The sequence below is a fragment of the Pseudomonas sp. Irchel s3b2 genome (genome assembly GCF_900187445.1).
Lineage (GTDB): Bacteria > Pseudomonadota > Gammaproteobacteria > Pseudomonadales > Pseudomonadaceae > Aquipseudomonas.
The window spans coordinates 330,830-342,999 of sequence record NZ_FYEB01000004.1 but is presented as its reverse complement, the minus strand read 5'-3'; the positions used below and the strand labels follow the sequence as shown (position 1 = coordinate 342,999).

The following is a 12,170-nucleotide window of genomic DNA, read 5'->3' as shown; positions in this document are numbered from 1 at the left end:
ATGCCCACGCTTGTTCGCGCCGCCGTTTTGACCAAATACCTGGAAGTTACCCAGGACCTGGGATTCAACCCGCACGACGTCATGGCAGTCGCAGGCCTGAACAAGGCTCAGCTGCAAGCCCCCGAATCCCGCATCCCCATCGATGCCGCCGTGCGTCTGCTGGAAGATACGGCCGCCGCCAGCGGTTGCCAGACCTTCGGCCTGAGCATGGCCGAGTCGCGCCAGCTTTCGGACTTCGGCGTGGTCAGCCTGCTGCTCAATCATCAACGCACCCTGCGCGAAGCGTTGCAGGTCATGGTGCGCTACCGTCATCTGATGAACGACTCGCTGGCCATCTTCGTTGAAGAGAGCGGCAAAATGGTGATCATTCGTGAAGAGATGGTCACCGAGTCGCCGATGCCCAGGCGCCAGGCTACGGAACTGGCCATCGGCGTGACGTTCGGTCTGTGCTCGGCCCTGCTCGGCTCGCACTGGCGCCCTTACAGCGTCAACTTCATGCACCAGCCGCCAGACAACCTGTACCCGCATCGGCGCGTGTTCGGTTGCAACCTGGAATTCGGCAGCGAGTTCAATGGCATCGTTTGCCCTGCCGCCTGCCTCGACATGATCAATCTCAATGCCGACCCGACCATGGCCCGTCATGCACAGAGCTACCTTGACTCGCTGCAAAGCCCCGAAAGCAACTCGATGCTGTTCGAAGTGCGCAAGGCCATCTACCTGCTGTTACCCATGGGCCGCGCCACCATCGAGCAGATCGCCCAATCCCAGGGGATGAACGTGCGCACCCTGCAACGTCGCCTCAAGGACCACGGCTGTGCCTTCAGCGACCTGATCAACGATGTGCGCCGCGCCTTGGTACTGCGTTATCTGGAAAACCCGAACCACTCGATGAGCCACATTGCCGACATGTTCGGCTTCTCCATGGCGAGCTCCTTTACCCGCTGGTTCATCAGCCAGTTCGGCATGCCGCCGGCGGTGTGGCGCAGCGCGCAGAAACAGTCCGGTTCGGACGCTGCCGCCTCCAAGTCATTCTGAACACACGGCAAAAAAAACGGCGACTGCTGGTACAGTCGCCTACAGTCGCCGCAAAAAAAGTGTTTGTGGCACAGGTCGGGATGTCAACGACGACTCACAATTTCACCTCCAACCCGACTTCGCTGATGGACTCAGGAACGCTCTGCCCCTGAAGGCGGGCAATGTCTTTGTGGTAGTGGCACTTGGCATAAAAGAACACCGCCGCCGCCACGAGGCTGATCAATGGCACCAGTTGAAACGCGGCATGCAGACCGATGAGGTCCGACACCCGGCCGGTGATGAACGGCCCAGGCGCCAGCCCCAGCAGGTTGTTGGCCAGGGTCAGCGTGGCGAACGCCGTACCGTGCACCGAGTAATGGGTCAGGTTGGCAACCATCGCGCCGCTGGGGCCTGTAGTGCCGGTGGCAATCAACATGCCCAGGCAGATCAGCGCCAATTGCACCGGCCCCGCTTGCAAGGCAAAGGCTGACGACAGCAACAGGCAACTGCCCAGGCAGAAACCAATGGCCAGGCTGACCTTGCGCTCCGGCGAGTGCCGACACAGGCGATCGCTGAGCACGCCGCACACAATCATCCCCACACCGCTGCACAGCACGATGCCTGCCGCGATGCCACCGGCCTTGTCGGTGGGCATGTCGTAGTAGCGATTGAGGTAGCTGGGAATCCACACCATTACCGTACCGCCGACGAACAACTGCAAACCGCTGGCGATGTAGGTCGAGACCACCGAACGGCTGGACCAGAGCGTGCGTAGCGGACGCTTGACCGCCACCGCTGCCTTGTTCGCCATTTGCGCGACAGGTGGCGGCGCAATCCTTGCTTCCTTGACGATGAGCGGATAAAGCATCGCCAGCACCAGGCCAAACAACGACATGCCGGCGAACGACCAGCGCCAGCCCAGCTTGGCCGCGATGGCGCCGCCCAGGGCCATCCCTAAAACAGCACCGAACAAACCGCCGGCCATGAAGGCACTGGTCAGGGTGGCGCGCATATGTTTAGGGAATACCGAGATCACCACGGCGATGCCGACGCTGCCGTAGGCGGCTTCGCCGACGCCGACCATGAACCGCGCGATGAACATCTGCTGGTAATCCTGCGCCAGCGCGCAACCCAGGGTGGCCACACTCCACAGCAACGCCATCAGCGCCAGGCTCTTGACCCGGCCGAAACGGTCGGCCAGCAACGACAGGGGAAACGTCAGCAGGCCCACCATCAGGGCAACGATGCCACTGAGCAGGCCGAGCTGTCCGTCGCTCAACGCCCACTCGGTCTTGAGCAACGGGAACACCGCGTTCAGCACCTGACGCGACATGTAATCGGAAATCAACAGGCCGAACGTCAGTGCAAAAACGATCCAGGCATATTGGCGCGAAACGCTGACGCAACCAGCGTCGTCATCGTCGGCGGCGATTGGGTGAAAGGCCATGCAGCCTCCTCGAAGTCTTTATTTTATTGTTGTTATCAAGCGTGTAGCCGGACGGCGAGCGATGGTGTCTTCAAGGCCCGCACGGAAGTGCATCTACATGGCCAGGGTCATGTTGTTGCCCGGCAGAACGTTCTTGAGCAGGGGTTCGGCGGTCAGGATTGACCAATGCGCATTGCAGTGAGTGCATCCACTTTCTACCTCCATCTATTTTCAGTAGTCGGCTTGAAGGTAGTCCTCAGAGGGCGTCTTGCACTCAGCTTTTCAGGACACAATATTGTGATGCTGGGACAGGAGAATATCGGGACACCCGGCGCTGTTCATCCGCGAAGAACTAACCGCGGTTCGGGGGCGGTGTTCGGCGCGTATGGCGGTGGTCTGCTGCCGGGCTTGAAATGGAACCCGGAGCAATTGTTCATCCTGCTGATCGTGCCGATCTTCATCGCTGCGATAGCGGCCTGGCTGAAAAACCGCAGCAATCGATCGAACATGACCGGGGTGGCGCATTAAACTAGCGCTTCAAACACCCCACTATGCCGTCCTGGATTCCTGCATGAACGTCAATGACGCAAGTTTCGAAGAACTGTTGGACGCCCTGCACGACGGCGTCTACATCACCGACGGCGATGGCAACACACTCAAGGTCAACAAGGCCTACGAACGCTTGACCGGCCTCAACAGTGCCGAACTGGTGGGGCGCTCCATGCAAGTGCTGGTCAATGAAGGGACGATCTCTCAGTCCGCCACCCTGCGGGTTTTACGCGAAGGCTTGCCCGTTTCGGTAATGCAGAGCGTGAGTCACGGGAAAAAGCTGTTGGTCAGCGCAACACCGATCTTCGACAGCGTCAAACGCATCCGTTACGTGGTCAGCACCGTACGCGACATGACCGAGTTATTGCGCATGAAGCATGAGCGTGACGAACTGCATCAGCTCAAACAACTGCGCAACAGCACCGCGCAATTGCATGCCGGTCAACGCGACGAACTGTTGAACTCCCTGCCCGTGGCGGACCAAAAAGTTTCCGGCCGGGTCTTCGCCCTGGCGCGCCAGGTGGCCAGCAGTTCGGTGAAGGTGCTGCTGCAAGGCGAAACAGGAGTCGGCAAGACCCTGGTCGCGCAATACATCCACAATGCCGGCCCCCGTGCCAAGGAGCCGTTTCTGGCACTCAATTGCGGTGCACTGCCGGAAAATCTCATTGAGGCCGAACTGTTTGGCTATGTCCCCGGTGCCTTTACCGGCGCCGGGCCAAAAGGCAAGCGCGGTCTGCTCGAACTGGCCCACCACGGGACGTTGTTTCTGGACGAAATTGGCGATCTGCCGTTGGCGGTCCAGGTCAAGTTGCTTAAGGTGATCGAAGAAAATCGCTTCATTCCGGTTGGCGGGCTGGAGCTCAAGGAAGTGGACGTGCGGATCATCAGCGCCACCCATCATGACCTCAAACAGCGGGTGGCACAGGGGCTGTTCCGCGCGGACCTGTACTACCGACTCAACGTCGTCCCCATCCACATTCCCGCCCTGCGCGAGCGGAGTGAGGAAATCCCGGCGCTGTTGCATTTCTACCTGGAGACCTGCAACGGCCGTTACGCACGCCAGGTGCAGTGGAGCCTGGAAGCGCTCGACTTGCTGTGTGAGTACGCCTGGCCAGGCAATATCCGTGAGTTGATCAACGTGGTGGAGCGGCTGGTGGTGACCACCCTGGGCGACACCATCGAGGCGCTGGATCTGCCCGAAGAGATACTCAACCTCAGCCCGCAGGACACCGACCAGGGCCGCCTGCCGCTGCGCAAGATTGTCGAGAACGCCGAACGCACAGCGATTCGCGCGGCACTGCGCTTGCACAAGACCACTCGCCTGGCGGCGAAGGCCTTGGGTGTGAGCCAGGCCACCGTGGTGCAAAAAATGAAACGCTGGGAACACTCTGACTGACAACGTTTGATTAGTATTTGGATAAAACAGCCCCCAGGCGATCAGGATCCTGATCACAACTCCCCTGCATTAATCCCGCCTGTTTCCCGCAAAGCCCCGCCATCCGGGGCTTTGCGCATTCTGGCACGCCATTCGCTATGTCCAGTTGACACGCCCTTGCGCAAACAACAACTACATAGGACGAGCCGATGACTGCCTCAGCGTTCAAAATCGCCAATCGACTGATTACCGGAGAAGCCGCCATCGAGCAGCTATCCGTTGAACTCACCCGCCTGAATATCAACTTTCCGCTCATCGTCACTGATGTGGTGCTGGTCAAGTCCGGCACGGTAGACCTTGCCCTTGCGCAACTGGGAGGTCGGCGTTACGGCATCTTTGATCAGGTCAAGCCTGAACCCGAGATCGCCATCGTTGAAGACTGCACCCGCGCATTCCACGAAGGCGGCTATGACGGCCTGATCGGCCTCGGAGGCGGCAGCGCCATTGACATCGCCAAAGGCGTCGCGGCCTTCGCCGGGCATGACGGCCCGTTGGCCGACTTGTTCGGCGTCGACCTGGTCAAGCAAAAGGGCCCTGCCCTCATCGCCATTCCGACCACCGCCGGCACCGGCTCGGAAGTGACTAGCGTCGCGATCTTTTCCGACAAGCAAGCGCAACTGAAAAAGGGCATCGTCAGCGACTACCTGCTGCCGGATGTCGCCCTGGTCAGCCCGGCCATGACCCTGACCTGTCCGCGCAGCGTCACCGCCGCCAGTGGCGTGGATGCCCTGGTTCACGCCATCGAAGCTTATCTGTCGGTCAATCGCTCGCCGATCACCGACGCACTGGCACTGGGCGCCATCAAATTGATCGCCAAGGCCCTGCCCAAGGCTTATGCCAACCCGGCCGACCTGCAAGCTCGCGAAGACATGGCCACCGGCAGCCTCATGGGCGGCATGGCCTTTGGCAATGCCGGCGTCGGCGCGGTGCATGCGTTGGCCTACCCGTTGGGCGGTCGCTTCAACATCGCCCATGGCGTGAGCAATGCCTTGCTACTGCCGCACGTGATGCAGTGGAACAAGTTGGCTTGTGTCGAGCGTTTCCGTGATATCGCCGAAGCGATGGGCCTGCGCGTGTCCCACCTGAGCGACCCGCAAGCCGCCGATGCCACTGTGCAGGCCATGGCCGATCTGTGTGAGGCGGTGGAGATTCCCAAAAGCCTGCGCGCCTTTGACGTTCCTGAGGACGCCATCCCGGCCATGGCCGAAGAGGCCAGCAAGATCGAGCGCCTGATGCGCAACAACCCGCGCCGCCTGAGCGCCGTCGATATCGAGAAAATCTATCGCTCGGCGTTTTGATTGGCGCCCTCAAACCGTTCAGCGCTCGATGACTCATCGAGCGCTCACCTACAAGATCAATAAAACAGGTGCAGCCTATGTCCAGTTCCCCTGAATCACGATACGAAAGTCCGTACATTGCCCTTGGCCCTTTCAAGGTGCGCTTGCCGTTTATCCACTACAAATTCGAGTTGCCGGACTACCTGCAAGGTTTGCTGATGTGCGCAGTCGACCTGGCGGCGATCCCGCTGATGACCGAATTGCTCGGGATGCCATTCGAAGTGGCACTGGCAGTGGTCATGCTCAACGGCTTGCTGTACCTCACCCACCACTTGCTCGGCGACCCGACCGTACCGGGCTGGATCACCCCGGCGGTGCCGCTGTTGATGGCCTATTGCGCAACCTTTCCGGTGGGCCCGGAACGTGTCCATGCCTTGATTGCGTTTCAATTGATGCTCGGCGTGTTCTCCATTGCGCTGGGGGCCACGGGGATGGCGAAACGCGTGTTCACCTACATACCGGCGGCCATGAAATCCGGAATCATCGTCGGCGCGGGCCTGAGTGCAGTGATCGCGGTGTTTCAGGTGGGTGGCAAGTTTGACGCGTTCCCATGGACGATCTCCATCGCGGTGGGCCTGGCGTTCTACCTGATTTTTTCCCAGCACTTCCAGGTACTCAAGCAGAAGAACGCGTTCTGGTGGAACTTCGCCAAGCTCGGCATCCTGCCGATTGTCCTGCTGGCGGTGGTCATCGCTCCGCTGTTCAACGAGGCGCCGTGGCCGACCATTCAATGGGGCATCAGCCAGCCGGACTTCATTGGTTTGTGGACCCACTACACGGTGTTCGGTCTCGGCATACCGCCTTTGTCGATGTTCATCTCGGCAATTCCAACGGTGCTGGCGGTGTACATCATCGTGTTTGGCGACGTGCTCAGCGCCAAGGTACTGCTGGACGAAGCTGAACAGATCCGCACCGACCAGAAGATCGACTACAACCCGGACCGCGCGCACCTGATCTTCGGCGGACGCAACGCCATCATGAGCATCTTCGGCCCCGACGTCGCCATGTGCGGACCGAAGTGGGCAGCCATGCTGGTGGTGATCATCGAACGTTTCAAGGGTGGGCCGAAGGCAATGGGTTCGATCATTGGCGGTGTCGGCTCATTCCGCTGGGGGACCAATACCGGGCTGCTGCTATTGCCAGTGGTAACCCTGGTGCAACCGATTCTGGGCGTCGCGCTGTCCCTGACCCTGCTGATCCAAGGTTATGTCAGCGTGCGTCTGGGCATCCTGGAAGCGCGAAGCCAGCGTGACCTGGGTATCGCCGGGGTGATCGGCGCGGTGCTGGCAATCAAGGGCGCGAGCTGGGCGTTCGCCATCGGCGTGGTGTTGTGCTTGCTGATCTACGGCAAGAACTTTTTCCGTGGCGAAAACGACAGGACCTTTGCCCGTGACCTGAACACGCCAGAGACGTTGCCCGAGACGCCGTTGAAACCGGCCACGGTTCAAAGTGTGGCCGAGACGGCGACAGTCGAATAAGGCTTCGATCCTCGTTCATGGCGCGCGGCGTAGTGCCGGCCAGCACATCCAAACATTGATGTTGGCTGACACTACGCCATCGCGAGCAAGCTCGCTCCCACAGGGTATTGGGTGTTTGGAGGATTGCGCTCGGTCAGGCGTTTGCCCCGGCGTAGACGCGACGCTCACCCGCTCGTTGCATCCATCGCTCGCATCGATAGTCACCATCAGCGCAATGAAGTTCTCATAAAAAATCCTCGGCGTAACATCCGCTCCATACCCAACCAATAACACCCCGGAGCACACCATCATGAAACGCCAAATCATCCTCAGCATCGCTTTCTCGGTTTTTGCAGTTAACGCTTTCGCCGCTTCCTCTGCTCACCCGGTCGTCGCTGAAGGAGGTTCGGATCGCCTGATCGAAAACCGCGTCGCTGAAGGTGGCTCGGATCGCCTGATCGAAAACCGCGTCGCTGAAGGTGGTTCGGATCGTCTGATTGAGAACCGCGTCGCTGAAGGCGGCTCGGATCGCCTGATCGAAAACCGCGTCGCTGAAGGTGGTTCGGATCGTCTGATCGAAAACCGCGTCGCTGAAGGTGGTTCGGATCGTCTGATCGAAAACCGCGTCGCTGAAGGTGGTTCGGATCGTCTGATTCAAAATCGTACTGCATGAATGAGTGGCTTTACCGCGACACTCGAAAAAGGAACCGGCCTCATCAGCCGGTTTTTTTTGCGTTTTTTTGCCCAGTTGCATCGTCAGATGGATTATTGTCGATGCTCGCCAAGGTAGCCGAGGGTGGGGTTTCGGCGTGTTGGCGTCTCATCAACTGCAGCAAACGGAGTCACTTACATGGAAGTCATCAATCAGTTGCAACCCGCAGAGTGCGCAGGCATGGAGGACATCCGACGTGAGATCGATGCTCTTGATCAGAGCGTTATCAAGCTGTTGGGCAAGCGTTTTCACTACGTGCTGGCGGCCTCGAAGTTCAAGACCTCGGCGACTTCGGTGCGTGCTCCGGAGCGTTTCAAGGCGATGTTGGCGACACGTCGCGAGTGGGCCGAGGCCGAGGGCCTGAGCCCGGATGCCATCGAGAAGATGTACAGCGATCTGGTGAACCACTTCATTGCCGAAGAGATGAAACACTGGGCGGCCCATCAAGCCGAAACCTGATTATGGTGTCCGGGCTGCCTGTCAGGCAGCCTCGCGACCCTTCAGTAAGTCCCTTCCCGCATCCATCGTCTGACCTCAGCCTGTATGGCATAAGCCGGCGCTTCCACAGCATTGAAATCTTGTGTATAGCGCTGGGCAAATTCCTCTACCCCCCATTCTTGAAACTGCTGCACATGCTTTAGTTCATGAGCCCAGAGCGCGATGTTCTGTTCTGCGGCTTGAGCGTCCCGGAAGAGGATGATGTCGATCAGCGTCACGGCACCGACATCGGGGTTTTGCAGCATGGCAGTGGCGGTGCTGAATTCGCCGTTGTCGCTAATTTTGTAGCGCGCGGTATCGAGGACGCTGGGGTCGTACCAGCGCAGCAGTTGCGCCCGGATGTGCGGTGGAATGGGTTGGAGGCCGGCGTTGGCTGCTTCAGCGCGGGCCTGGGTCAGCCACAGCGCCAGGGCAGGTGTCGCGATCTGATAGATGCCATCTGGCAAGGGGCCGAGCACCTGTCCCGGATCTGGCAGGCAGATGCAGCCGTCCAGGCACACTTGTTTCTCGCCAGCTGGGCAGGCGTTGGTCTGGGCTGGCGCTTCAAGCGTCAGGCAAAGAGCAAACAGCGCCATCAGGCGCGGGGTGATGGGCGACATTGGGCGCTCCAGGGGCGGACGCAGCGCGAACAGTGGATCACCATTGATCGACGACTCGCATAGCTTTAGCGTAGCCCTGAACACACGTTGGCGATCCACAAGGTTACTCAAGCTCCCCTACTCTGCGCGCGCATGCTCCAACACCACTTCCAATGGGTGGCGCAGTTGCCTGTTGGCCTGGCGCTTTACCTGACTGCGGCAGGAGTAACCCGTTGCCAGTGCTTCACCCATCGCGTCCAGCTTGCCGGCCCATGACTGCTCGAAAATGGTCCGCGAGGTGTCCTGGTTTCGCGCCTCATGGCCGTAGGTACCGGACATGCCACAACAGCCGGTCGCCTCAGTCACCAGCTTAAGCCCAAGCCTTGCAAACACTGTTTCCCATTGCGAAGTGCTGGCCGGCACATTGGTCTTCTCGGTGCAGTGCGCCAACAAACGGAATGTCTGGGTAGCGGGATGCGGGTTTTCGGGCAACACATCGAAGAGCCACTCCTGAGGGAGCAAGACTTTCGGGCAATCATTGAGCCCCGGTACTTTTTGATACTCCTGACGGTAGACCAGCGTCATCGCTGGATCCAGGCCCACCAGCGGTACTTCGCAGTCTGCCAGTGCCTTGAGCTGATGGGCGTTGCGGATCGCCGCCTTGGCGAATGCGCCGAGGAAGCCCTGTACGTGCAAAGGCTTGCCGTTGGCGCTATAGGGCGCCAAAAACACCCGATAGCCCAACTGATGCGCCAACTGGATAAAGCTCGCCAGCAACGGGGTTTCGAAGTAACGAGTGAAGGCGTCCTGCACCAGCACCACGCTACGCTCACGTTGAGCAGGCGTCAGTTCTCGCAGGGCCGGCACGCTGGCGACAACGACCTTGCAGCGGGTCAACGTGGCCTGCAAGTCGTAGCGGTTGATCAGCGGACTGTCGAGCATGCCGACGTGTCGCTCAAGCAAGCGGCTCATCCATTTCGAGCCCATTACCGCGTTGTACAGGCCCGGCGCATAGGCCATGTAAGGAATGGTGAACTCCAGCGAGCCGATCAGGTAGTCGCGAATCGGGCGTTGATAACGACCGTGGTACAGCTCCAGAAAACGCGAGCGGAATTCCGGGACGTTGACCTTGACCGGGCATTGTCCCGCACAGGATTTACAGGCCAGACAGCCCGCCATCGCGTCGTAGACTTCGTGGGAGAAATCCGCCTCGCCGCGCGAGCGCGCCAGGTTATTGCGCAACCGCGTCGGCAACCCGCTCAACCACGACAATTTGCCCCGCGCCGCTTCCAGAACATCAATATTGGCCGCGCCTTGCAGACGCAACCACTCGCGAATCAATGACGCCCTGCCCTTCGGCGAATGCTGGCGTTCACGGGTGGCTTTCCACGACGGGCACATCGCATCGTTGGGGTCGTAGTTGTAGCAAGCGCCGTTACCGTTGCAGTGCACGGCGGTGCCGAAACTTTGCCAGACGCGCTCGTCGATTTGCCGATCCAGATCACCGCGCAGTGTCACTTCGTTGACCTTGAGCAAGCCTTGGGCGGCATCCGGCGGCGTGCAGATCTTGCCGGGATTGAGCTGATTGTGTGGGTCGAACGCGCCCTTGAGCGATTGCAGCGCCGGGTACAGTTCGCCAAAAAACTCAGGAACATATTCCGAACGTAAACCCTTGCCGTGCTCGCCCCACAGCAGCCCACCATAACGCAGGGTCAGCTCGGCCACGGCATCGGAAATCGGTTTGATCAGAGCGGCCTGGGCCGGGTCTTTCATGTCCAGCGCCGGGCGCACATGCAACACACCGGCATCGACGTGACCGAACATGCCGTAGGCCAGACCATGGCTGTCCAGCAAGGCGCGGAACTCAGCGATGTAGTCGGCCAACTTCTCCGGCGGCACGGCGGTGTCTTCAACGAAAGGCTGCGGGCGAATCTCGCCTTCGACGTTGCCCAGTAGCCCGACCGAGCGTTTGCGCATGGCGTATACACGGGTCACTGCTTCGGCACCTTCGGCCAACGTGTGGCCCAGCCGCTCGATCGTTGTGTCGGCCTGCAGATGCTCCACGAACGATGCCACGCGAGCGTTCACTTGCGTCAGGTCTTCCCCGCTGAACTCCACCAGATTGATGCCCAGCGTCGCGCGCTCGGCGTCGGTCGGGAAATACTCGGCGACGCTGTGCCAGACAATGTCTTTCATCGCCAGCAGCAACACCTTGGAGTCCACGGTTTCGATGGACAGCGGCTTGTGCGCCAACAGCGCGTTGGCGTCGCGCAGCGCATCCATGAAGCTGCCGTAGCGTACGTTCACCAACACCGAGTATTTGGGAATCGGCAGCACGTTGAGCTTGGCTTCGACAATGTAGCCCAACGATCCTTCTGCACCGCAGAGCACGCTATTGAGGTTGAAACGCCCCTGCTCATCGCGCAGGTGCGCCAAGTCGTAACCGGTCAGACAGCGGTTGAGCTTGGGGAACACCGACTCGATCAAGTCGGCCTGGGTTTCCTGAATCTGCCGCGCGGTGCGGTACACCTCGCCGATGCGGCCGGGCTGCGTACACACCGCCTCCAGCTCCGCATCGGAGAGAGGCTGGCTGTGCAGGCGCTCACCGCCGAGCAGTACGCTGTGCAGCTCCAGCACATGATCGCGGGTCTTGCCATAGGTGCAGCTGCCCTGGCCACTGGCGTCCGTGTTGATCATGCCGCCCACGGTGGCGCGGTTGGAGGTCGACAGCTCCGGGGCGAAGAACAGCCCATGAGGTTTGAGCGCGGCATTGAGCTGGTCCTTGACCACGCCCGCCTGCACCCGCACCCAACGCTCGGCGACGTTGATTTCCAGAACCGTGTTCATGTGCCGCGACAAGTCGACCACGATGCCATCGGTCAATGACTGGCCGTTGGTCCCGGTGCCGCCGCCCCGCGGGGTCAGCTTGATTTGGCGAAAGCGTGGTTCGGCCATCAAGGTAGCGATGCGCACGATGTCGTCCGCGTCCAGGGGGAACACCGCCGCTTGCGGCAAACGCTGGTAAATCGAGTTGTCGGTCGCCAGCACGGTCCGAGTGGCATAGTCGGCACTGAGCTGACCGCGGAAGCCGCTGGCGCGCAGGGCTTGCAGAAATTCCGGGTACTGTGCCGCGGGTTCAACGGTCGTCAACTGGGCGATCATCG

The 12,170-nt window shown here is 60.3% G+C and carries 10 protein-coding genes; 7 read left to right on the top strand and 3 right to left on the bottom strand.

Features of this window, described 5'->3' with window-relative positions:
- Complete coding sequence (locus CKW20_RS13055) at positions 1–1,035, top strand: AraC family transcriptional regulator (RefSeq protein WP_095053255.1); 1,035 nt, start codon at positions 1–3, stop codon at positions 1,033–1,035.
- A 94-nt stretch (positions 1,036–1,129) separates the two neighbouring features.
- Here the strand turns inward: CKW20_RS13055 and CKW20_RS13050 are convergent, their stop codons facing one another.
- Positions 1,130–2,461 (bottom strand): MFS transporter, encoded by a 1,332-nt coding sequence (locus CKW20_RS13050; RefSeq protein WP_095053254.1) that lies wholly within the window; start codon positions 2,459–2,461, stop codon positions 1,130–1,132.
- A gap of 165 nt (positions 2,462–2,626) precedes the next feature.
- Here CKW20_RS13050 and CKW20_RS29095 point away from each other — a divergent pair, with 165 nt between their 5' ends.
- The 6 genes from CKW20_RS29095 to CKW20_RS13020 all read left to right on the top strand — a co-directional run bounded on the left by CKW20_RS29095 (position 2,627) and on the right by CKW20_RS13020 (position 8,389).
- Positions 2,627–2,968 (top strand): hypothetical protein, encoded by a 342-nt coding sequence (locus CKW20_RS29095; RefSeq protein ID WP_141228942.1) that lies wholly within the window; start codon positions 2,627–2,629, stop codon positions 2,966–2,968.
- A 43-nt stretch (positions 2,969–3,011) separates the two neighbouring features.
- Positions 3,012–4,385 carry a sigma-54-dependent Fis family transcriptional regulator gene (locus CKW20_RS13045; protein WP_095053253.1) on the top strand — a complete coding sequence of 458 codons (1,374 nt, stop codon included), beginning with the start codon at positions 3,012–3,014 and terminating at the stop codon, positions 4,383–4,385.
- Positions 4,386–4,573: 188 nt separating this feature from the next.
- Positions 4,574–5,722: an iron-containing alcohol dehydrogenase gene (locus CKW20_RS13040; RefSeq protein WP_095053252.1), complete on the top strand. Its 1,149-nt coding sequence runs from the start codon at positions 4,574–4,576 to the stop codon at positions 5,720–5,722.
- Between the two features lie 77 nt (positions 5,723–5,799).
- Positions 5,800–7,239 carry a hypothetical protein gene (locus tag CKW20_RS13035; RefSeq protein WP_256585039.1) on the top strand — a complete coding sequence of 480 codons (1,440 nt, stop codon included), beginning with the start codon at positions 5,800–5,802 and terminating at the stop codon, positions 7,237–7,239.
- 289 nt (positions 7,240–7,528) lie between these two features.
- The gene (locus CKW20_RS13025) at positions 7,529–7,891 is read left to right on the top strand and encodes a hypothetical protein (RefSeq protein ID WP_095053250.1); all 363 of its coding nucleotides are present in this window, start codon (positions 7,529–7,531) and stop codon (positions 7,889–7,891) included.
- Between the two features lie 177 nt (positions 7,892–8,068).
- The gene (locus CKW20_RS13020; protein WP_095053249.1) at positions 8,069–8,389 is read left to right on the top strand and encodes an isochorismate lyase; all 321 of its coding nucleotides are present in this window, start codon (positions 8,069–8,071) and stop codon (positions 8,387–8,389) included.
- Between the two features lie 41 nt (positions 8,390–8,430).
- Here CKW20_RS13020 and CKW20_RS13015 read toward each other — a convergent pair whose 3' ends face one another.
- Positions 8,431–9,027 (bottom strand): DUF4157 domain-containing protein, encoded by a 597-nt coding sequence (locus CKW20_RS13015; RefSeq protein ID WP_095053248.1) that lies wholly within the window; start codon positions 9,025–9,027, stop codon positions 8,431–8,433.
- Between the two features lie 117 nt (positions 9,028–9,144).
- Positions 9,145–12,168, bottom strand: coding sequence for an FAD-binding and (Fe-S)-binding domain-containing protein (locus CKW20_RS13010; protein WP_095053247.1), 3,024 nt, complete (start codon positions 12,166–12,168; stop codon positions 9,145–9,147).
- Positions 12,169–12,170: the final 2 nt, after the last annotated feature.

Coding starts and splice junctions, on each gene's coding strand:
- CKW20_RS13055 (WP_095053255.1), top strand. CDS start 1: ATGCCCACGCTTGTTCGCGCCGCCGTTTTGACCAAATACCTGGAAGTT.
- CKW20_RS13050 (WP_095053254.1), bottom strand. CDS start 2,461: ATGGCCTTTCACCCAATCGCCGCCGACGATGACGACGCTGGTTGCGTC.
- CKW20_RS29095 (WP_141228942.1), top strand. CDS start 2,627: ATGCGCATTGCAGTGAGTGCATCCACTTTCTACCTCCATCTATTTTCA.
- CKW20_RS13045 (WP_095053253.1), top strand. CDS start 3,012: ATGAACGTCAATGACGCAAGTTTCGAAGAACTGTTGGACGCCCTGCAC.
- CKW20_RS13040 (WP_095053252.1), top strand. CDS start 4,574: ATGACTGCCTCAGCGTTCAAAATCGCCAATCGACTGATTACCGGAGAA.
- CKW20_RS13035 (WP_256585039.1), top strand. CDS start 5,800: ATGTCCAGTTCCCCTGAATCACGATACGAAAGTCCGTACATTGCCCTT.
- CKW20_RS13025 (WP_095053250.1), top strand. CDS start 7,529: ATGAAACGCCAAATCATCCTCAGCATCGCTTTCTCGGTTTTTGCAGTT.
- CKW20_RS13020 (WP_095053249.1), top strand. CDS start 8,069: ATGGAAGTCATCAATCAGTTGCAACCCGCAGAGTGCGCAGGCATGGAG.
- CKW20_RS13015 (WP_095053248.1), bottom strand. CDS start 9,027: ATGTCGCCCATCACCCCGCGCCTGATGGCGCTGTTTGCTCTTTGCCTG.
- CKW20_RS13010 (WP_095053247.1), bottom strand. CDS start 12,168: ATGATCGCCCAGTTGACGACCGTTGAACCCGCGGCACAGTACCCGGAA.